This window comes from Pseudomonas sp. VE 267-6A, assembly GCF_024126555.1.
Classification (GTDB): Bacteria; Pseudomonadota; Gammaproteobacteria; order Pseudomonadales; family Pseudomonadaceae; genus Aquipseudomonas; species Aquipseudomonas palmensis.
In genome coordinates, this window is record NZ_JAMYBY010000049.1 from 1 (window position 1) to 691 (window position 691).

Sequence of the window (691 nt, forward strand, 5' to 3'; positions counted from 1 at the left end):
GTCACCGACAGCAAGCTCGTCGCTTGCCCGGACGATGACATCAAGGTGTACGAGCGCGGGCTGGACCTGGTGCAGGACGCCTGGGACCTGGCGCCTGGCACGGTAGAAGGCAGCGCGCCGACCAGGGCCACGGAAACCTCGGTCGGCAACCTTCAAGGCCGGGTGGGCGGTGGCTCCGGTGCCCTGACCTACAGCCTGGAAGGCAGCGCCATCGGTAACTACGGGCAGATTCAGATCAACGCCGACGGCAGCTACAAGTACACCCTGACCTCGGCGCCGCACATCGGCAACGGCAACGACGGCGCCAACGTCGTGAGCACCGAGACCTTCACCTACAAGGCCACCGATGCGCTGGGCAACAGCGTTACCAGCACCATCGTGATCCATATCGTCGACGACATGCCCATTGCCGAATCGGACAGCGCCACAGTGATGGAAGGCGGAACGGTCACCGGCAACGTGCTGCTCAACGACATCCTGGGTGCAGACGGTGCAGCCCAGGGCGGTGCGGTGGTGGGTGTGCGGGCAGGCGCCGACACCTCTACCTCGGCCATCGGCTCGCTGGGCGTGAGCATTGCCGGTACCTACGGCACGTTGATCCTGAACGCCAATGGCGAGGCGATCTACAAGGCCGACCCCAACTCGGTAGCGCCAACCGGCGCCAAGGACGTGTTCACCTACACCATCCGCG

1 protein-coding gene is annotated in these 691 nt (G+C 65.1%); it reads left to right on the forward strand.

What is annotated here, in order from left to right; all coding sequences use genetic code 11:
• The coding region (locus tag NJH59_RS25380; RefSeq protein WP_253087471.1) for an Ig-like domain-containing protein at positions 1-691 on the forward strand (691 nt) is incomplete at both ends.